Source organism: Phenylobacterium sp., from assembly GCF_016793225.1.
In the GTDB taxonomy this organism is placed as follows: domain Bacteria; phylum Pseudomonadota; class Alphaproteobacteria; order Caulobacterales; family Caulobacteraceae; genus Phenylobacterium.
Genome location: NZ_JAEUMN010000117.1, coordinates 1 through 19,412, shown reverse-complemented (window position 1 = coordinate 19,412; position 19,412 = coordinate 1). Strand labels below are relative to the sequence as shown.

The 19,412-nt window shown below is 71.8% G+C and carries 19 protein-coding genes and 1 pseudogene; 15 read left to right on the top strand and 5 right to left on the bottom strand.

Translation table 11 applies throughout. The features are described from left to right. Position 1 precedes the first annotated feature (1 nt). On the bottom strand, positions 2–571 hold the full coding sequence (locus JNK30_RS13990) for a carboxymuconolactone decarboxylase family protein (RefSeq protein ID WP_293483044.1): 570 nt from the start codon (positions 569–571) through the stop codon (positions 2–4). A gap of 88 nt (positions 572–659) precedes the next feature. On the opposite strand from JNK30_RS13990, the gene nhaA reads away from it, so the two are divergent. From nhaA to JNK30_RS13975, 3 genes are all read left to right on the top strand, one after another. Beyond that, positions 660–1,859 carry a Na+/H+ antiporter NhaA gene (nhaA, locus tag JNK30_RS13985; RefSeq protein WP_293483043.1) on the top strand — a complete coding sequence of 400 codons (1,200 nt, stop codon included), beginning with the start codon at positions 660–662 and terminating at the stop codon, positions 1,857–1,859. 63 nt (positions 1,860–1,922) lie between these two features. After that, positions 1,923–2,378, top strand: a complete 456-nt coding sequence (locus JNK30_RS13980; protein ID WP_293483042.1) for a (2Fe-2S)-binding protein — start codon at positions 1,923–1,925, stop codon at positions 2,376–2,378. Then, a complete protein-coding gene (locus JNK30_RS13975; protein ID WP_293483040.1) occupies positions 2,375–4,609 on the top strand; it encodes a molybdopterin cofactor-binding domain-containing protein in 2,235 nt (744 codons plus the stop codon). Before JNK30_RS13980 ends, JNK30_RS13975 begins: the two co-directional genes overlap by 4 nt. Before the next feature lie 21 nt (positions 4,610–4,630). On the opposite strand, the gene JNK30_RS13970 is transcribed toward JNK30_RS13975, so the two are convergent. Next, positions 4,631–5,344 carry a 16S rRNA (uracil(1498)-N(3))-methyltransferase gene (locus JNK30_RS13970; RefSeq protein ID WP_293483038.1) on the bottom strand — a complete coding sequence of 238 codons (714 nt, stop codon included), beginning with the start codon at positions 5,342–5,344 and terminating at the stop codon, positions 4,631–4,633. Between the two features lie 72 nt (positions 5,345–5,416). On the opposite strand from JNK30_RS13970, the gene ppk2 reads away from it, so the two are divergent. The 3 genes from ppk2 to JNK30_RS23000 all read left to right on the top strand — a co-directional run bounded on the left by ppk2 (position 5,417) and on the right by JNK30_RS23000 (position 8,086). Further along, complete coding sequence (gene ppk2 / locus JNK30_RS13965; protein WP_293483036.1) at positions 5,417–6,169, top strand: polyphosphate kinase 2; 753 nt, start codon at positions 5,417–5,419, stop codon at positions 6,167–6,169. A 169-nt stretch (positions 6,170–6,338) separates the two neighbouring features. Further along, a complete protein-coding gene (locus JNK30_RS13960; RefSeq protein WP_293483034.1) occupies positions 6,339–7,562 on the top strand; it encodes a winged helix-turn-helix domain-containing protein in 1,224 nt (407 codons plus the stop codon). Next, on the top strand, positions 7,559–8,086 hold the full coding sequence (locus JNK30_RS23000) for an endonuclease domain-containing protein (RefSeq protein ID WP_367118753.1): 528 nt from the start codon (positions 7,559–7,561) through the stop codon (positions 8,084–8,086). Before JNK30_RS13960 ends, JNK30_RS23000 begins: the two co-directional genes overlap by 4 nt. Here the strand turns inward: JNK30_RS23000 and JNK30_RS13955 are convergent. Next, positions 8,067–9,854, bottom strand: coding sequence for an ABC transporter ATP-binding protein (locus JNK30_RS13955; protein WP_293483032.1), 1,788 nt, complete (start codon positions 9,852–9,854; stop codon positions 8,067–8,069). The genes JNK30_RS23000 and JNK30_RS13955 overlap by 20 nt on opposite strands. 465 nt (positions 9,855–10,319) lie before the next feature. Between JNK30_RS13955 and ubiA the strand changes: the two genes are divergently transcribed. The 7 genes from ubiA to JNK30_RS13920 all read left to right on the top strand — a co-directional run bounded on the left by ubiA (position 10,320) and on the right by JNK30_RS13920 (position 16,686). Continuing rightward, a complete protein-coding gene (gene ubiA / locus JNK30_RS13950) occupies positions 10,320–11,303 on the top strand; it encodes a 4-hydroxybenzoate octaprenyltransferase (protein WP_293483030.1) in 984 nt (327 codons plus the stop codon). 290 nt (positions 11,304–11,593) lie between these two features. Continuing rightward, the gene (locus JNK30_RS13945; RefSeq protein WP_293483028.1) at positions 11,594–12,214 is read left to right on the top strand and encodes a TetR/AcrR family transcriptional regulator C-terminal domain-containing protein; all 621 of its coding nucleotides are present in this window, start codon (positions 11,594–11,596) and stop codon (positions 12,212–12,214) included. Next, on the top strand, positions 12,214–13,206 hold the full coding sequence (locus JNK30_RS13940) for a fatty acid desaturase family protein (protein ID WP_293483027.1): 993 nt from the start codon (positions 12,214–12,216) through the stop codon (positions 13,204–13,206). Before JNK30_RS13945 ends, JNK30_RS13940 begins: the two co-directional genes overlap by 1 nt. Continuing rightward, positions 13,203–13,703 (top strand): SMI1/KNR4 family protein, encoded by a 501-nt coding sequence (locus JNK30_RS13935; protein WP_293483026.1) that lies wholly within the window; start codon positions 13,203–13,205, stop codon positions 13,701–13,703. The genes JNK30_RS13940 and JNK30_RS13935 overlap by 4 nt, the downstream gene beginning before the upstream one ends. A gap of 52 nt (positions 13,704–13,755) precedes the next feature. After that, complete coding sequence (locus JNK30_RS13930; RefSeq protein ID WP_293483025.1) at positions 13,756–14,406, top strand: methyltransferase; 651 nt, start codon at positions 13,756–13,758, stop codon at positions 14,404–14,406. Positions 14,407–14,443: 37 nt separating this feature from the next. Further along, a complete protein-coding gene (locus JNK30_RS13925; RefSeq protein ID WP_293483024.1) occupies positions 14,444–14,788 on the top strand; it encodes a VOC family protein in 345 nt (114 codons plus the stop codon). Between the two features lie 131 nt (positions 14,789–14,919). Beyond that, positions 14,920–16,686, top strand: coding sequence for a gamma-glutamyltransferase family protein (locus JNK30_RS13920; protein WP_293483023.1), 1,767 nt, complete (start codon positions 14,920–14,922; stop codon positions 16,684–16,686). Here JNK30_RS13920 and JNK30_RS13915 read toward each other — a convergent pair. After that, positions 16,680–17,405, bottom strand: a complete 726-nt coding sequence (locus tag JNK30_RS13915; RefSeq protein ID WP_293483022.1) for a class I SAM-dependent methyltransferase — start codon at positions 17,403–17,405, stop codon at positions 16,680–16,682. The genes JNK30_RS13920 and JNK30_RS13915 overlap by 7 nt on opposite strands. Positions 17,406–17,608: 203 nt before the next feature. Between JNK30_RS13915 and JNK30_RS13910 the strand changes: the two genes are divergently transcribed. After that, positions 17,609–17,953, top strand: a complete 345-nt coding sequence (locus JNK30_RS13910) for an MmcQ/YjbR family DNA-binding protein (RefSeq protein ID WP_293483020.1) — start codon at positions 17,609–17,611, stop codon at positions 17,951–17,953. Positions 17,954–18,096: 143 nt separating this feature from the next. Next, the gene (locus tag JNK30_RS13905; RefSeq protein WP_293483019.1) at positions 18,097–18,741 is read left to right on the top strand and encodes a PEPxxWA-CTERM sorting domain-containing protein; all 645 of its coding nucleotides are present in this window, start codon (positions 18,097–18,099) and stop codon (positions 18,739–18,741) included. Positions 18,742–18,767: 26 nt separating this feature from the next. On the opposite strand, the pseudogene JNK30_RS13900 reads toward JNK30_RS13905, so the two are convergent. Further along, positions 18,768–19,412, bottom strand: a pseudogene (locus JNK30_RS13900) (hypothetical protein); the annotation flags it as partial.

Sequence of the window (19,412 nt, the reverse complement as noted above, 5' to 3'; positions counted from 1 at the left end):
CTCAGTAGCCCTTCAGCTCGGGGTCGAGGGTCTGCCCCTCGTCCAGCTGCACGCCGAAGGTGTTCAGGATCATGGACACCTGGGTGTACTGGCCGACGGTGAAGACCACGTCCATGCACTGCTTCTCGGTGTAGTGGCGGCGCAACTCGGCCCAGGTGGCGTCGGTGACGAACTGGTCGGCATGCAGTTCGTCCGAGGCCCGGATGAGCACCGCGTCGGCCGGCGACCAGCCCGCGTCCGCGCCGCGCTTGATCGCCTCGATCTCGGCGTCGCTGAGGCCGCTCTGCAGGCCGATGCGGGTGTGCTGGGTGAACTCGTAGCCCGACTTGCAGAGGTAGCCGATGCGGAGGATCACGATCTCCCGCTCCCGGGCCGGCAGGTCGTTGCGCCGCGAGAGCACGTACGAGCCCCAGTCGTTGAACCGGCTGAGCGCCTTCGGGGCATGGGCCAGGGTGCGGAAGATGTTCAGGACGCCCATGGTCCCGTTGCGGACCGGCTTCAGCGCCTCCTCCTGGTCGGGCGTCAGCTCGCCGTCGGTGAGCGGAGCGATCCGGGGCTTGGTCAGTCTCATGGCGATCCTCGGGAAATGGATCGCGACAGCTTAGTGGGCGCGCCCGATTTCGCTAGAGCGTGGCCGAGGCGGTTGATAGGCAGGGCCCATGCCGCGCCGCTCCACGCTGGAGTTCCTGAAGACCGAGACGGGATCGGGCGCGCTGCTGGTCGTCGCGGCGCTGGCCGCCGTGGCGTGGGCGAACTCCCCGTGGGCGGCGAGCTACTACGGCTTCATCCACCAGCCGACGCCGGTGCGGATCGGCCCCTTCGAGGAGACCATGAGCCTGGGCGGCTGGGTGAAGTCGCTCCTGATGCCGGTCTTCTTTTTCGTCGTCGGGCTCGAGATCAAGTACGAGATCGCTCGCGGCGAGCTGTCGAACCCGCGCAGGCTGGCGCTGCCCATCCTGGCGGCGGCCGGCGGCGTGGCCGTCCCGGCCCTGGTCTACCTCGCGGTCAACGGCGTCGCCGCGGATGGCCGCACGGCCGGCTGGCCGATCCCGACCGCCACCGACATCGCCTTCGCCCTGGCCGCCCTGGCTGCGGCCGGCCCCCGCCTGCCGCCGACGCTGCGGGTCTTCCTGCTCACCATCGCGATCCTCGACGACCTCGTGGCGGTGGCGCTGATCGCTGTGCTCTACACGACCGAGCTGCGCTTCCCGATGCTGGCCGCGGCCGCGATCACGACCGCGGTCCTGGCCGCCATGGGACGCTGGCGGGCCGCGCCCTACACCTTCTGGGTCGCCGGCGGGCTGCTTCTCTGGGCCTTCACACTGAAGTCGGGGATCAACACCTCGATCGCCGGCGTCGCGGCCGCCTTCTGCATGCCCCTGGAGCCGAAGCGCCCGGGCGGGCCGGGGGTCCTGAACGAGACCATGGAGGCGCTGCACCCCTACGTCGCCTTCCTGATCCTGCCGCTCTTCGCCTTCACGGCCGCGGGCTTCACGCTCGGCGCGGAAACCGGCAAGGCCCTGGGCCCCGTCAGCATCGGCGTGGCCGCGGGCCTGTTCTTCGGCAAGCAGCTGGGGATTTTCGGCGCGGCGGCGCTGGCGATCGGGCTCAAGTGGGCGCGGCGGCCCACCGGGGCCAAGTGGCTGGAACTCTACGGAGTCTCCGCCCTCTGCGGCGTGGGCTTCACCATGAGCCTCTACATCGGAGCCCTGGCCTTCCCCGACGCCGACCCGGCCCGCCAGACGCAGGTGCGCGCCGGCGTGGTCGTGGGCTCGCTGGCCTCGTTGCTGCTGGGCGTCGCGCTGCTGCGGCTCGCGGCGGCGCGGCGCAGCGCGTCGCCGCACGACGAGCTTCGCTAATCCTCTTGCCGCCGGGGCCGGAATGGCGTCCGCTGGCGCGTCAGCGCGACTTGGGAGGGGAGCATGACGACCTTCAGACTCAACGGCCGCGAGGTCACCGCCAAGGCGCCCGACGACGCCCCGCTGCTCTGGACGCTGCGCGACGAGATCGGCCTCACCGGCACGAAGTTCGGCTGCGGGATCGGCCAGTGCGGCGCCTGCACGGTGCACGTGAACGGTGAGGCCGTCCGCGCCTGCATAACGCCCACGTCGGCGGTCGCCGGACAGGCGGTCACCACCATCGAGGGCCTGGGTGGAAGCCACCCGCTGCAGAAGGCCTGGATCGAGGCCCAGGCGCCGCAGTGCGGCTACTGCCAGTCGGGCCAGATCATGCAGGCCGCCGCCCTGCTGAAATCCAAGCCGCAGCCGAGCGACGCCGACATAGACGCCGCCATGACCGGCAACCTCTGCCGCTGCATGGCCTACCTGCGGATCCGCCGCGCGATCAAGCTCGCCGCCGGACAGGGAGCGAAGGCATGAACGCCCCGACCGACCTCTCCCGCCGCGGCTTCCTGGTCACCGTCGGCGCCGCGGGCGCCACGTTCGCCCTGTCGGCTCCGGCGGGCGCCGCCGGGAGTTACGCGCCGACCATCTGGTACACCATCGACACCTCGGGGAACGTGGTCGTCCACGTCATCCGCGCCGAGATGGGGCAGCACGTCGGCACGGCCATCGCCCGGATCGTCGCCGAGGAACTCGAGGCCGACTGGTCGAAGGTCAGCTTCGTCCACGTGGACAGCGACCCCAAGTGGGGCCTGATGGTCACCGGCGGCTCCTGGTCGGTGTGGCAGTCCTACCCCCTCTACAGCCAGGCGGCGGCGGCCGGCCGCATCACCCTGGTGGAGGCCGGCGCCAGGTTGCTGGGCGGTCCGCCCGCGCAGGCGACGGCCCGCGACGGCCGCGTCACGCTGGGCGGCAAGTCCATCGGCTACGGCGAGATCGTCGCCCGCGGCGACCTCTCGCGGCGCTGGTCCCCGGAGGATCTGGCGAAGCTGCAGCCCAAGCCCGCCACCACCCGCCGCCTGCTCGGGCGGCCCGCGCCGCAGCGGGACATCCCCGGCAAGGTGGACGGCTCGGCCGTCTACGGCCTCGACGCCAAGGTCCCGGGCATGATCTACGCCCGGCCCAGGCTGCCGCCGACCCGGTACGGCGCGAAGGTCGTGTCGATCGACGACCGCGAGGCGCGCAAGGTTCCCGGGTTCATCCGCGCGCTCGCGATGGACGACCCGTCCGGCACGGTCCCCGGCCTCGTGATGGTCTACGCCGAGACCTTCGTCGCCGCCGACCGCGCCGCGGAAGCGCTCAAGGTCACGTGGACGCCGGGCCCCGGCGCCGGCGTCTCGGAAGCCGACCTGCAGGCCCGCGCCCGCGCGCTGATCGCCGACCGGTCGAAGGGCGGCCTCGTCGTCGAGGATCCGGGCGTCGACGCCGCTTTCTCAGCGGCGCGCAAGACGGTGGAGCGCACCTACACCACCTCCACGGCGCTGCATTTCCAGATGGAGCCGGTGAACGCGCTCGCCTTCGAGAAGGACGGCGTGTTCGAGATCCACACAGGCAACCAGTGGCAGTCGCTGGTCCTGCCGTGGCTGGCGCAGGCGCTGGGACGCAAGGAGGAGACCATCGTCCTTCGCACCCACCTGCTGGGCGGCGGGTTCGGGCGCCGGCTCAACGGCGACTACGCCGTCGCCGCGGCGCTGGCGTCGAAGGCGATCGGCGGCAAGCCCGTGAAGGTGGTCTGGACCCGCGCAGACGACAGCCGCTTCGACAGTCCGCGCTCACCGTCGGTCCAGGTGGTGAAGGCCGCCCTGGACGGGGGCCGCATCGTGGCCATGCAGCACGACTGCTGCGCCGGGTGGCCCACCCAGGCCATGGCGCCGTTCTTCATGCCCAAGGGCGCGAACGACGCGCCATTCGACCCCTTCGCGATCAACGGCGCGAACCATTGGTACAGCGTCGGCGCCCATCGGGTTCGGGCGATCGGCAACGACCTCGCCAACGAGACCTTCCGGCCGGGCTGGCTGCGCTCGGTCGGCCCCGGCTTCACCAACTGGGCCGTCGAGAGCTTCATGGACGAGGCCGCGGCCGAGGCGGGGGCCGACCCCGTGGCGTTCCGCCTCGCCATGCTGGACGCGAGCGGCCGGAACGCCGGCTCGGCGCCGAACGCGGTGGGCGGCGCCCGCCGCCAGGCCGCGGTCCTGAAGCGCCTGGCGACCAAGGCCGGCTGGGGGCAGGCGCTGCCGCGCAACACTGGCCTGGGGATCGCCACGACCTTCGGCCAGGAGCGCGACATGCCCACCTGGACCGGCTGCGCCGCGCGCGTGCGGGTGGATCCCGCCACGGGCGCCGTGAAGGTCGAAAAGCTCACCCTGGTCATCGACTGCGGGACGGTGGTGAACCCGGATGGCGCGCTGGCCCAGGTGGAGGGCGCCGCCCTCTGGGGCCTCAGCCTCGCGCTGCACGAGGGCACGGCCTTCGAGAACGGCCAGGTGAAGGACGTGAACCTCGACACCTACACGCCGCTGCGGATGGGCGACGTGCCGGACGTGGAGGTGGAGTTCATCCCCTCGGCCGAGGCTCCCGTGGGCCTGGGCGAGCCGGCGACGACCGTGGTCGGCCCGGCGATCGGCAACGCGATCTACCGCGCCGTCGGCGCCCGGGTGCGCGACCTGCCCATCCGGCCGGCGGCGGTCAAGGCGGCGATCAAGGCGTAGGGCGGCCGGGCCGAGCGGGGGCTATCGCCAGTCCCCGACCGCCGCCTGCCACAGCGTCAGCGCGCTGATCGCGGCCGTGTCGGCGCGCAGGATCCGCGGGCCCAGGCCCGCCGGCGTCGCGAAGGGCAGCGCCCGCAGCACGGCGCGCTCGCGCGGCGAGAACCCGCCCTCGGGTCCGATCAGGATCGCCCAGGCGCCGGCGCCGTCCACCGCCTGCAGCACCGGGCGCGCCTCGCCGGCCTCGTCGCAGAACAGCAGCCGTCGCCCCGCCTCCCAGTCGGCGAGCATCCGCTCCAGCCGGACCGGCTCCAGGACCTGCGGCACGTCCAGCCGGCCGGTCTGTTCCGAGGCCTCGACGGCGATGGCCTGCAGCCGGTCGACCCGGGTGTGGTCGGCCTGGGTCCGCTCGGTGATCACCGGGCGCACGCGCCGGGCGCCGAGTTCCGCGGCCTTCTCCACGATGGTTTCCAGCCGCGCGCGCTTCACCAGGGCGACGACCAGGTCCAGGTCGGGCCCCTCGGCCTGCGGCCGCGCAAGAGCGTCCACATCGAGGCTGACGCCGCGCTTGGTCACGCTCGCCACCACCGCGCGCCATTCCCCGTCGCGGCCGTTGAACACCGCCACGGCGTCGCCCGGCGCCTGCCGCATCACCGCGGCGAGGTACCGGCTCTGCCCCTCGTCCAGGTCGAGGCGTGCGCCGGTCGAGAGGTCGTGGGGAACGAACAGGCGGATCATTCGCGCGTTCTAGCGCGACCTTGCCGCAGCCGCATCCGGCGGACCGCGCACGCCAGCCGACGAGAGAGGTTCATGGCCGAACAAGACGACGACGTCGAAGCCCTGCAGGCGGCCCTGGTCCGCTTCCAGCAGCACGCCATCGCCGCGGGCGAGCGCGACCTGGTGATCTTCGAGGGCCGCGACACCGCGGGCAAGGACGGCGCGATCAAGCGCATCGTCGAGCACCTGTCGATCCGCGCCACCCGGGTGGTCGCCCTGCCGAAGCCGACCGAGCGCGAGCGCAGCCAGTGGTACTTCCAACGCTACGTCGAGCACCTGCCGGCTGAGGGCGAACTCGTGATCCTCAACCGCTCCTGGTACAACCGGGCCGGCGTCGAACGGGTGATGGGGTTCGCCACGCCCGACGAGCAGGAGCGATTCCTGCGCGACGTGCCCGTCTTCGAGCGCATGCTGGTCAACTCGGGCGTCCAGATCGTCAAGCTCTGGCTCGACATCTCGCGCGAGGAGCAGGCGGCGCGGCTCGAGGCCCGGCGGACCGACCCGCTGAAGGCGCTGAAGATCAGTCCCTTGGACGCGGTGGCGCAGGAGAAGTGGAGCGACTACTCGGCGGCGCGCGACGAGATGCTCCGGCGCACCCACCTGCCCGAGGCGCCCTGGACCATCGTCCGCACCGATCGCAAGAAGGTCGCCCGGGCCAGCATCATGCGCCATCTCCTGAGGGTCCTGGCGCCGCCGGCGATCGCGGACCGCATCGAGCCCCCGGACCCTGAGGTGGTGTTCGAGTTCTCGACCGCGGCGCTCGCGGACGGCCGACTGGAGCCCTGATCCCGGCGCGCAACCATCGTTTGCACCAGGCGCGACAATCGACCACAGGTCATCTCGCTTTGTTCCGCGCGCGCAGGCGGTAAGGCCAAGGCTGTTAACCATCCGTTGACTCAATCTTGTTCCGCCTTTGTTCGGCGGCTAGCCTGCCGGGGAGTCTTCGGAGGCCCGCATGAAGGACACCCTTTCCGCCGCCGAGGCGCGCCGCATCGCCCTTGCCGCCCAGGGCCTCGGCGGCGACCGCGACGCGCCCGCGGGGTGCCGCCAGCTTGTGCGGACGATCGAACGGCTCGGCGTGGTGCAGATCGACTCGGTGAACGTGGTCTCGCGCACGCACTACCTGCCCTTCTTCTCGCGCCTGGGGGCCTATCCGCGCGAGTTGCTGGAGGAGGTCGCGTGGGCCAGGAAGCGGCCGCTGTTCGAGTACTGGGCGCACGAGGCCTCGCTCCTCCCGCTGGCGCAGCAGCCGCTGCTCCGCTGGCGCATGCAGGACGCCCACGACGGCGTCGGCGTGTGGAAGGGCATCGCCCGCTTCCTGCGCGAACGGCGCGATTTCGTCGATCGGGTCCTGGACGAGATCCGCGACCGCGGCCCCCTCGCCGCCTCCGAGCTGGAGATGGGGCACAAGGGCGAAGGCGGCTGGTGGGGCTGGAGCGAGGCCAAGCGGGCGGTCGAGGCGCTGTTCTGGACCGGCGAGCTCACCACCGCCACCCGGCGCGGGACCTTCGAGCGCGTCTACGGCCTGCCGGAACGGGTGCTGCCGAAGGCCGTCCTCGACGCGCCGACGCCGCCGCGCGCCGACGCCCAGCGCGAGCTCTACCGCATCGCCGCCCGCGCCATGGGCGTGGCCACCGCCCGCGACCTGCGCGACTACTTCCGCATGCCGGTCGACGGCGCGAAGGACCGCCTGGCCGAGCTCGTGGAGGCCGGCGAGCTCGTACCCGTTACCGTGAAGGGCTGGCGCGAGCCCGCCTACCTCGACCCCGCCGCGCGCCGGCCCCGCCGGATCGAGGCCGCGGCGCTGCTCTCGCCCTTCGACAACGCCATCTGGTTCCGCGACCGCACCGAGCGGATGTTCGGCGTCCGCTACCGGATCGAGATCTACACGCCGGCGCACAAGCGCCAGCACGGCTACTACGTCCTGCCGTTCCTCGAGGGCGACGCGCTGACCGCGCGCGTGGACCTCAAGGCCGACCGCAAGGCGGGCGTCCTCGTGGCGCAGTCCGCGCACGCCGAGCCCTGGGCCTCGCCCGACACCCCGGCGAAGCTCGCCGCCGAGCTCCAGCGCATGGCGGGCTGGCTGGGCCTGGGTTCGGTCCAGGTCCGCCCCCGCGGCGACCTCGCCCCCGCCCTCGCCCCACTCGTTACCGGCGGCGAGAAGGAGGGGGCGTCATGAGATCGCCCGCGCGGACGCACGCCCGCGCCAAGGCCCTCCGCGGCGGGCTCAGCCTTCCGGAAAAGCTGATCTGGGTGCGCGTCCGACGGCGCGAGCCGGGGCGACCAGCGTTCCGCCGCCAGCATCCGGTCCACCCCTACGTCCTCGACGTCTACTGCGCCTCGGCCCGCCTCTGCGTCGAGATCGATGGGCAGGGCCACGGCTTCGGCGATCGTGCGCAGCGCGACGCGCGGCGGGATGCGTTCCTGAGGCGCGAGGGGATCGAGGTCGTGCGGATCTCGGCGGCGGCCGTGCCCAGGGATCCCGAGCACGTCACGGCGTGGATCTGGCGATGGCGGCCGAGAGGATCGGCCGACGCGCCCCCTCCGTCTGACGGCTGCGCCGTCAGCCACCTCCCCCGCTTCGCAGGGGAGGAGCACCCTCCCGCTCCTCCCCCGCCCCGCGGGGGAGGTGGATCGCCGAGGAAGCGGCGAGACGGAGGGGGCGTGAGGCGCGAGAGCGCGATTAGGCTGCGCCCTCCGTGACCGCGTGCAGCCGGGCATAGGCGCCGCCCCGCTTCACCAGGTCCGCATGCCGCCCCTCCTCGACGATCCGGCCGCTCTCGAACACGAGGATCCGGTCGGCGCCGCGGATGGTGGACAGCCGGTGGGCGATGACGATGGTCGTGCGGCCCGCCATCAGCTCCTCCATCGCCGCCTGCACCTGCCGCTCGGTCTCCACGTCCAGCGAACTGGTCGCCTCGTCCAGCACCAGGATCGGCGCGTCGGCCAGGAAGGCGCGGGCGATCGCCACCCGCTGCCGCTCGCCGCCCGAGAGCTTCACGCCGCGCTCGCCCACCAGGGTGTCGTACCCCTTCGGCAGACGGGAGATGAACTCGTGCGCCCGGGCCCGCCGCGCCGCCAGGACGATCTCCTCGGGCGTGGCGTCGGGACGCGCGTAACTGATGTTCTCCGCCAGCGTGCGGTGGAACAGCGCCGGGTCCTGCGGCACCACGGCGATGGCGCGCCGCAGGCTGCCCTGGCTGACGTGGCTCACGTCCTGGCCGTCGATCAGGATGGCGCCGTCCTGCAGGTCGTAGAGCCGCTGGATCAGCTTCACGAACGTCGACTTGCCGGACCCCGTCGGGCCCACCAGAGCCACGCGCTCGCCGGGCGCGATCCGCAGGGTGAAGCGGTCGTACAGCGGCTCGGCGGCCGACTTGTAGCGGAAGGTCACCCGGTCGAAGACGATCTCGCCCTGTTCGGGGCGGAAGGCCGAGGCGTCCGGCCGGTCCAGCACCTGCGGATCGGTCTGGGCGTAGCGGGCCACGTCCTCCACGTCGTCCATGCCGCGCTGGGCCATGCGGATGTTCTCGCCGATGTTGCGCAGGTAGCCGCTCATCAGCATGAACGCCGTCACCGCGAAGGCGATGTCGCCCGCCGTGGCGCGCCCCACCGCCCACTCCCGCAGGAGAAGGCCGGTCAGCCCGGCCTGCAGCGCCACCAGCAGCAGGTTGTGCAGCAGCCACAGGTCGGTGAAGCGGTTCCAGGTGCGGATGGTCGCCTTGCGCCACAGCTCGGTGACGCTGCCGATGCGCGCCTCCTCGCGGGCCTCGGCGCCGAAGGTCTTCACCGTGGCGTTCGACGAGATGGAATCCGCCAGCGCCCCGCCGATCCGCGAGTCCAGCGCCACCGACTTCAGGTTGGCCGGACGGGCGTAGATCGAGGTCAGGAAGATGTTCGAGAGCACGTAGAGCACCGTCACGCCCATGGCGAAGAGGCCCACGCCCGGCCAGCGCACGAACATCATCACGCAAAGGCCGCCCAGCACGATGGCCGCGGGCCCGAACCAGATGAGCACGGCGTCCGTGACGGTGTCGTAGCCCCACATGGCGCGGCTCAGCCGCCGCACGGTCGCGCCGGCGAAGGTGTCGGCGTGCCAGTCGGACGAGAAGCTCTGCACGCGGCGGAAGCCGTCGTCCGTCATGTCCTTCATGTTGTTGGCCGAGAAGGGCGTCAGGAAGCGCATGGCGGTGTTCCGGATCACCGAGAACGCCAGGTAGACGCCCACGAACATCAGCCACGCCCGCCAGGCGGGATCCGGGTCGCCGGGGCCGGCGGCGACGGCGTCCACCAGCCGCCCGGCCGCCCAGGGCAGCATCAGGTCGAACCCGATGGCGATCAGGGTCAGCACGACGGTCGCCGCCAGCAGCCAGGGCCGGCGGCGCCAGTAGGTGGCGATGAATCCGAGCACCTTGCGATTGGAGAGCTGGCGCTGGCGGGTTTCTTCTTCGTCCTCGTAGTGGTCGGTCATGGCGGTCTCGAATGCGGGCGCCGGACCGGCGGCTCCTCTGGAGCCCGCACATGGTCCTGCGCGGAAAAAGGTCGATGGGCTTCGCGGTAGGCTTCGAGCCGACAGGCCCGGAGGCCCTCGGCTGGGCGGTCTTCTGGAGGCGCGCGGGATCGCTTCGCGGAGGCGGCCCGTCAGGCCACGCGGCGAAGCGGCTCGGAGTTACAGGAGCGGCGGCGGCGGCCCGAGACGACGCGCGCAGGGTTTGGTCATCGCGACAGCTGTCATTCCGACGGACCTCCCTCGTTCGTGGCCTCGAAGGCTTGGACGCTAGGCGGGGTCGATCGAACGGTCAAGGAACGAGGTCATCCCACGTCGTTCCGAGCGCCAGGGGTGGCGCGGGAGACACAGTCCCACCGCCCCGGAGCGCGGCGCACTTCCCGCTCCGGCCCGCTGGCGCCGGCCTGCCCCGCCTCATAAAGGGAGGGCATGAAGCCTTCCGCGCCCCTGCCCGACGCCGCGCCGACCAACTGGGTCGACCGATGGGCCCCGGCGCGCCTGCGGCCCTGGCTGAAGCTGGGACGGTTCGACCGGCCGGTGGGCGTCTGGCTGCTGATGCTGCCGGGATGGCAGGGAATCACGCTGGCCGCGGCCGAGGACGGCCGCCTGCCCGACCCCATGCTGCTCGCGCTGTTCTTCGTGGGTGCGGCGCTCATGCGCGCGGCGGGCTGCGCCTACAACGACATCGTCGACCGCGACATCGACGCCAAGGTGGCGCGCACGGCCGGCCGGCCGGTGGCCTCGGGCCAGATCCGGGTGAAGCAGGCCTGGGCCTTCCTGATCGCGTGCAGCCTGGTCTCGCTCGTGATCCTGCTGGCGCTGTCTCCGCTCGCGGTGGCGCTGGGGGTGGCCTCGCTGGCGCTGGTCGCCGCCTACCCGTTCATGAAGCGGATCACCTGGTGGCCGCAGGCCTGGCTGGGGCTGACCTTCAACTGGGGCGCGCTGCTGGGCTACGCCGCCGCCACCGGCGGGTCGGTGCTGGGCGGCGCCTGGACCTGGCAGACGCAGGGCTTCGTCCTGCTCGACTACGGCCATCTCAGCGCAGCCGCGATCCTGCTCTACGCGAGCGGCGTGTTCTGGACCCTGGGCTACGACACGATCTACGCGATCCAGGACCTCGAGGACGACGCCCTGGCCGGCGTGAAATCCTCGGCGCGACGGCTTGGCCGCGCCGCGCCGAAGGCGGTGATGGGCTTTTATTTCCTGGCCGTCACCGCCGCCTTCGTGGCTGGCCAGGCGGCCGGCCTGGGAGCGGGCTTCCACCTCGCCCTCTTCGCCTTCGCCATCCACCTTGCGCTGCAGGCGCGGCGTGTCCGCTTGGACAACCCCGCGCTGGCGCTGCGCCTCTTCAAGTCCAACACCTCGGCGGGCCTCATGCTCGTCGTGGCGCTGGCGGCCGGCGCCCTCAGCTAGAGCCTCACCGTTCAGACGGACCGCTTGCCCGCCCAACCGGGAAGCGCCATCGCCTTCTTCCGCGGCGGCTTCCGCATCAACCGCAGCAATCCACTGAACCATCCCCGACGCATCACAACTGCCTCCGTACGCATGCGTGGAGGATCGCGGCCGCTTGTGACCGCCACGTGGCCGCCGGCCGAATGGATGCGGCGTCAAATTGGCGCAGGCGCGCCGCTCGGGTGCGCCGGCAAACGAAGCGGCGGCCTGACGCCTTTGACACAGGTTCTTGTACGCCATACAACTCATTCATGGCGACCGTGCAGCCCCTCGCCGAGGTACGCGCCGTCCGCGAGACGGGCCGGCGGATGCGCTCGCGCCTGCTCGACGCCGCCGTGGAGATGTTCAAGGCCAGGGGCCTTTCGGGCGTGTCCGTCGCCGAGATCGCCGCCGCGGCGGACGCCTACCCCAGCCAGGTCACCTACTACTTCCGCACCAAGGAAGCGCTGTTCGTGGAGGCCGCCTGCCGGGAGGTGCTCTACGTGGCGCGCCAGGCCGAGCAGGCCGCCGCGGGGGCGGTCAGCGGATCGGACTACAACCGCCGCCTCGTGGAGACGGTGATCGGGTCTCCGGGCCTGGCGCTGTTCGTGGAGGCGCTTTCGCTCACCCGCCGCCGCCCCGATCTCGCGCCCCAGATCGCGCGCACCTTCGAACGGCTCCACGCCGAGGGCGACCGCGCCTACGCCGAGGCCCGCAGCCGGCGCGGGTGGCGTGCCGACGGCGATGCGGGCGTGGCCGCCCGCCGCTTCTGGACCCTGGCCCTGGGAGTCACCCTGCGCGAAGGGGCCACCGAGACCTCGATCGGGGACGCCGTCGACGAGATGATGGCCCTGCTGCGCCCTGAACCCGCCAGAACCGCCGGAGCCCGCTGATGGCCGTCGCCGCCCGTGTCGCGCCCAAGGACTTCTTCAGCCCCGCCGAGTGGACGCCCCTGTCGGCGCGCTCGTCCTGGAAGGGCCTGGCGCTCGTGGCCCATGGCTGGGGCGTGATCCTGCTCGCCGCCGCCATGGCCATGGCCTGGCCGGTCACCATCCCGCTCGCGGTGATGATCATCGGCGCCCGCCAGCTGGGCCTCGCCATCCTCATGCACGACGCGGCCCACGGCGCGCTGCACCCGAACCTGAAGGTCAACGACTGGGTGGGCGAGAACCTGACGCCCGGCGGTCTGGTCCAGTACCGGAACTACCACCTGGGCCATCACAAGTTCGCCCAGCAGTCCGAGGATCCGGACCTGGGCCTGTCCGCCCCCTTCCCGATCACCCGCACGAGCCTTCGCCGCAAGATCATCCGGGACCTCACCGGCCAGACGCACCTCAAGCAGCGCTGGGCGCCGCTGTTCCGCCGGATCCGGGAGCGCAAGCCCGGCGACAGCGTGGCGTCGATCCTGTGGAAGTTCGTCCGGTCGCGGCCGAAGTTCTTCGTCTGGGGCGCCGTCACGATCGCGCTCACCGCCCCGTTCGGCTACGGCTGGGCCTGGTTCGTGCTCTGGTGGCTGCCGTCGGCGACCTGGCTGCCCATGGTCACCCGCCTGCGCAACATCGCCGAGCACGCCTGCATCGCCAAGGACGAGCCCGATCCGTTGCGCCACGCGCGGACCACGCACGCCAGTCTGCTGGAGCGGGTGTTCCTCGCGCCCTACTATGTGAACTACCACTGCGAGCATCACATGTTCATGCATGTGCCCTGCTACAACCTGCCCCGGACGCATCGGCTGCTGAAGGCCAAGGGGGTGCTGCCGCGCATGCTCACCGCGCCCAGCTACCTCGACGTCCTGCGCCTGGCGACCTCGCGACCCGTGGGCGAAGACCGTGGCGGCAGCCCTACGCCCGAGGAGCGCGGCGTGGTCCGCGCGGTCATCCAGTGAGCCCGGCCGAACTCGCGCTGCAGCGCTTCGCGACCAAGTGGGGAAGCCCGCACACGCCCCCCGTGGTCATCGACCCGGGCGACCTGGCGATCACCGAGTACAGCATCGGCCGCCTCTTCCCGCGCGCCTATCATGACGCCCTGGTCGCGGTGGGCCTGCCGCGCCTGACGGGCTCGCTGCTCACCAGCATCGTCGAGGCCGACGCCGATTGCGGGGACGTCGGCGAGTTCTTCACCCCGGCCGAGACCATCGCGCGGCTCGACGACTACCGCACGGCGGCCACGCCCGCCGCGTTCGTGCCCTTCGCCTCGGACTGCATGGGCGACCGCTACGGCTTCCTCTGCCCCGCCAGCGGCGAGCCGCGCCCGACCGACGCCCCCGTGGTGCGCATGGACCACGAGACGGGCGAGGTGGCCGAGGTCGCAGGCTCCTTCGTGGACTGGCTGCAGGACTACGACGCGATCGAGTTCGTCCACTTCGAGGACGTTCAGGCCTGAACGCGGGGCCGCGCCCCCTCCCGCCGATGCGCGGGACGTGGGAGTTAGGGCGATGATCGTCGACCGCCGTCAGTTCATCCTCGACAACACGCGCCCGCAGCGGCCGCCGCATACGCCCGAACTGCAGCTTCACCTGGCCGACGAGATCACGCCGATCTGGCGGATGACCGAGGAAGCGCTCGCCGAGATCGGGCTGCCGCCGCCGTTCTGGGCGTTCGCCTGGGCGGGCGGCCAGGCGCTCGCCCGCTACGTGCTGGACAACCCGGGCGTCGTGGCCGGCAGGGGCGTGATCGACTTCGCGTCGGGCTCGGGCATCGTCGGCATCGCGGCCGCGAGGGCCGGCGCCGCCCGGGTCCTGGCCGCCGACATCGACGCGTTCTGCGGCGCGGCGCTGGCGCTCAACGCCGAGGCCAACGGCGTGGCCTGCGCGTTCACGGACGCCGACCTGCTCGACGCGTCGCCGCCGGCCTGGGCCGAGGTCATCCTGGCGGGCGACATCTGCTACGAGAAGCCGCTGGCCGAGCGTGTCATGGCCTGGCTCGGCGAGGCCCGCGCGGCCGGCGCGGAGGTGCTTATCGGCGACCCGGGCCGCAGCTACTTCCCCCGCGAGGGCCTCGTCCGCCTCGCCCAGTACGAGGTCCCCACGACCCGCGAACTCGAGGACATGGAGGTCAAGAAGACCGCCGTCTGGACTCTGCCCTGAAGCGCAGCTAGCTTGCGAACAAACAGGGAACTTCGGCATGCGTGAAGACGGCAAGGTCGACTATGTGGAGCTGCCCGGCGGCGACCTGCCGGGAACCAAGACGTTCTACGCCCAGGCGTTCGGGTGGCGCTTCACCGACTACGGGCCGGACTACGCCGCCTTCGCGGAAGGCCTCGACGGCGGGTTCCAGAGCAGCGCGGAAGCCGGGGCCGTGAACAAGCCGCTCGTCATCCTCTACGCCCGGGACCTGGAGGCGATGGAGGCGAGGGTCCGCGCCGCGGGCGGCGTCATCAGCCAGCCCATCTTCAGCTTCCCCGGCGGCCGCCGCTTCCACTTCACCGACCCCGCCGGCAACGAGCTGGCGGTCTGGAGCGAGGGCTAGAGTCCGACTCACACGGGGTCATCCCGGCGAAGGCCGGGATCCAGATGGAAGGGCTCAGCTGCGGGTTCCAAGCCCTCGCTCCACGGCGCGCTGGCCTGCTAGACGTAGGCGGCAACGCTCCGGAGTCCGCCATGCGCCGCCGCACCTTCCTCGCCGCCTTGCCCGCCGCCGCGGCCGCTGCGCCGGCCCTCGCCACGAGCCGCGGCGAGAACCCCAACCGCGACCGGCCCGACGTGGCGCCCGGCGACCGGGTGGACGGCGCCACCTTCGCCAGCCGCTCGGCGGCCTGGGGCCTGCACGGCGCCGCCGCCACCGCGCATCCGCTGGCGACGCTGGCGGCCATCGAGATTCTGAAAGCGGGCGGCTCGGCGGTGGACGCCGCCATCGCGGCCAACGCCGTGCTGGGCTTCGGGGAGCCCATCGCCTGCGGCATCGGCGGCGACGCCTTCTGCATGCTGTGGGATCCCAAGCAGAAGAAGGTCATCGGCCTCAACGGCTCGGGCCGCAGCCCCCGCGGCCTGTCCCTGGACACCGTGCGCGGGCGCGCCCGGCCGAACGGGACCCTGCCGTCGCACGGCGCCGTGACCGTCAGCGTGCCCGGCGCCGTCGACGCCTGGTGGAGCCTGCACCAGCGCTACGGCAAGCTGCCCTGGAAGCGCGTGCTTGAGCCGGCGATCCGCCACGCCGAGGAGGGCGCGCCGGTCATCCAGGCCACCGCCTTCTACGTGGAATCCTCGAACCGCATCTTCACGCGGCCCGAGTCCGGGATCGAGGAGGTCGAGAACTTCCGCAGGCTCTGGGCCCCCGAACGCCGCACGCCGCGCGAGGGCGAGATCTTCCGCAATCCGGACCTTGCCCGCACCTACCGCCTGATCGCCGAGGGCGGCGGCCGCGCCTTCTACGAGGGCGAGATCGCCGAGCGGATCGAGCGCTACTTCCGGCGCATCGGCGGCTGGATGACCCGCGAGGACCTGGCCGCCCACCGGTCCGAGTGGGTGGAGCCCCGGTCGGTCCGCTACCGCGACATCGACGTCTGGGCGCTGCCGCCGAACAGCCAGGGCCTGGTCACGCTGCAGATGCTGAACATCCTCGACGAGTTCGACGTGCGCGGCATGGGCTTCCAGTCGGCGGCCGCGATCCACCACGGCGTCGAGGCCAAGCGCCTGGCCTTCGAAGACCGCGCACGGTTCTACGCCGATCCGGCCTTCTATCGACAGCCGGTCGAGTGGCTCCTCTCGAAGGAGTACGCCAAGGCCCGTGCGGCCCTGATCCGGCCGGACCGCATCGCGCCGGCCGTCTATCCCGGCAAGGCGCCGGGACACGGCGACACGACCTACCTCACCACCGCCGACGCGGACGGCATGATGGTGTCCCTGATCCAGTCCAACTACCGCGGCATGGGCTCGGGCCTCATGCCCGACGGCCTGGGCTTCATGTTCCAGAACCGGGGCGAACTCTTCGCCCTCGCCGACGGACATCCCAACGTCTACGCCCCGGGCAAGCGGCCTTTCCAGACCATCATCCCCGGCTTCGCCACGAAGGATGGAGACGCCCTCCTCAGCTTCGGCGTCATGGGCGGCGACATGCAGCCCCAGGGCCAGACGCAGGTGATCTCGAACCTGGTGGACTTCGGCCTGGGCCTGCAGGAGGCGGGCGACAGCCCGCGCTGGCATCATACCGGCGGCAGCGAGCCCACCGGCGAGGACCTGGGCCAGCCCGGCGTGCTGAACCTCGAGACCGGCGTGCCGGAGAAGACCAAGGCCGAGCTCGCCCGCATCGGCTGGACGTTCAAGCCCAATCCCGGCGGCTACGGCGGCTACCAGGCCATCCAGCGCTGGCCCGGCCGCTATGCCGCCGCCACCGAGATGCGCAAGGACGGCGTGGCCCTGGCCTACTGAGGCGGCGGATAGGCGGTCTCGCCCACCACCGCCGCCAGGTCGACGTCGCGCCAGCGGAACCCGGGTACGTCGCGCGTCTTCCGGGCCAGGATCGTGGCGTGGCAGTAGAGCGCGGTCACCGGCTGGAACCGCAGGTAGCGGTCGGCGAAGGCCGAGAAGCGGCCGACGATGGGGTTCTGCATCGTGGCCTCGACCACCTCGAAGCCCAGCGCCGGCGAGAAGAGGGCCCGCAGGCCCATGTCGCTGAATTGGAAGAAGTGCCAGGGCCGCTCATGGGCCGAGTACGAGAAGTGCGTCTCGACCAGCACGTGGCCGCCCGGCTTCACGACCCTGGCGATCTCCTCGGCCACCACCCACGGCATGGCCAGGTGCTCGAAGACCGCCGTGGAGAAGACGAGGTCGAAGGGGCCCTCCACCAGGTCTGACAGGCGGTGCGCGTCGCCCGCCACGTCGACGTTCGGGCCCAGGTAGTAGTCGAACCCCACGTACTGCGCGTGCTGCAGCCGGCTTCGCAGGCCGTAGCTGCCCGTGACCTCGCGGCTGCCGATCTCGAGGATGCGGAAGCCCGGCCGGTCGCCCAGCGCCACCACCTGCTCGAAGAGGCCCTGGTGCGCCGTCAGCCGCGGCGCCGGCAGGTCCGGGATCAGGTAGGGCTTGTCCATGAACCGGCCGGCGACCGACAGAACCGCCCGGTTCGCCGCGCCCGCGAGCCGTCGCACGATCGATCCTGCGCCCAAGGACTCACCTCTTGTGGAACGGGCCGACCATCGCGCGCGCATCCCGGCCCGTCCACCCGCCGCCGCCTCACACGCCCTCTCGTCTCGCCGCCCATCCCCCGCTCAGCGAGACGGCGGCCGGCGGCGCACGCGCCGGCGTCACGCGGCGGCTGACACCGCCGCCGCCCGGCGCCACACTCGCGGTCATGACCCGTGACGAGATGCGCGACATCGCCCTGAGCTTCCCGGGCGCCGAGGAGGGCGTGAGCTACGGCCGGCCCGCCTTCAAGGTGAACGGCAAGTTCCTCACCCGCCTGCGCGCCGAGGACGACAGCGTGGTCCTGGTCGACGTGCCGTTCGACGAGCGCGAGATGCTGATGGAGGCCGAGCCGCTGACCTTCCACATCACGCCGCACTACAAGGACTATCCCAGCGTGCTGGCCCGTCTCGAGTCCCTTCACGCCGGCTCGTTCCGCAACTTCCTGGAACGCCGCTTCCGCAAGATCGCCAAGAAGAGCGTCGTGAAGGCCTGGGAGGCGGCGAGGGGCTGACATCGCCCGGGCCCCCAATCGGGGGATGTCCAAGCCTGATCGCCGTCGCAGCTTTGCGGGGCAAGTGGCATGGGGCTCATCGGATGCGTAGGTTTGTTTCGGCCGCGGTCGCGGCGGCGAGTGTGCTTGTGGCGGCGCCTTCCATGGCGGCCACGCTGACCAACGGCGGCTTCGAGGCGGGGCCGGCCTACAACTTCGGCACGTACTATCGCGGCCCCCTGACGCCGACCGGCTGGAGCCGCGTCAGCGGCCTCGAGGCGCCCGACATCCTGGACAACGCCTACAACCAGACCGGCGCGGGCTTCGCCCAGTTGCTCGACCCGCACGGCGGCAGCCGCTTCCTGGACATGAACGGCGCCAGCCCCACGGGCGGCCTCTACCAGGACGTGACCGGACTGAACGCCGGCGACGCGGTCACCTTCAGCTTCTGGGTGGGCCGCTGGGCGCAGAACAGCGCGGGCACGCTCACCGCCACCCTGTTCGGCGAAACGACCGCGACCAACGCCATCACCCTGGCGCACCTGCCCGGCGCCTCGACGTCGGAATGGACCCAGTACTCCGTCAGCGGCGTCGTGCCGCTCTCGGGCGTTGTCCGGATTCAGTTCACCGGCAACAGCGGGTCGTCGGCCCGTGGCGCGCCGGGGCTCGACGACGTGACCATGACGGTGACCGCCGCGCCCGGCGGGGTCCCCGAGCCGGGCGCCTGGGCGCTGATGATCGCGGGCTTCGGGCTGGCCGGCGCGACGCTTCGCTCCCGCCGAATCAAGGCCGCGACGACGGTCGGATAGGGTCGAGACCCGACCCTGCGGCGCGCCTACTCCCCGACGTCCACCGCCTCAGGCTTGCGACCCTCGGCCTCGGCCACGCGGGCGCCGCGCAGGATGCCCGGCAGGGCGTAGTTCCCTTCGTGGCAGGCGTACTCGTACACGGGGCCCTTGGCGGCGTTGAACGGCATCTCGCCCTTCCAGGGCCGCGTGTACGTCGCAGGATCGTCGACCGTGAATTCGTAGCGGATCTGCTGGTCCGAGATGCGGGTGAAGCGCTCGGTCACCTTGGCGTCCTTCGAGACGTAGAAGGTCGTCGGAATGCCCGGCCGCAGCTGTTCGCCCGGGTGGAAGCCGGTGGTCTCGACCACCAGGGTGTCGCCCTCCCACCGGCCGATGGACTCGCCCATCCACTGGCGGACGTGTCCCGGCAGCCGGCGCGTCTCGCCCAGCCGGATGACCCGCGCATCGTGGTTCATCTCCACGACGATCACCACGGCGTCCGCCGTCTGCTGGATCTGATAGGTGTTGTTGTAGAGCACGTTCATCATCGGTGGGCCCGCGGTGGAGCCGAAGCCCATCAGGCAGCGCTCGGCCACCTGGCGTCCCTCGGGCCCGTCGAAGTTGGTGCGGATCCCGGTGACCGCCTCGGCGAACCGCTTCCGCCCCTCGGCGCTGTAGGGCAGCCGGCCGTC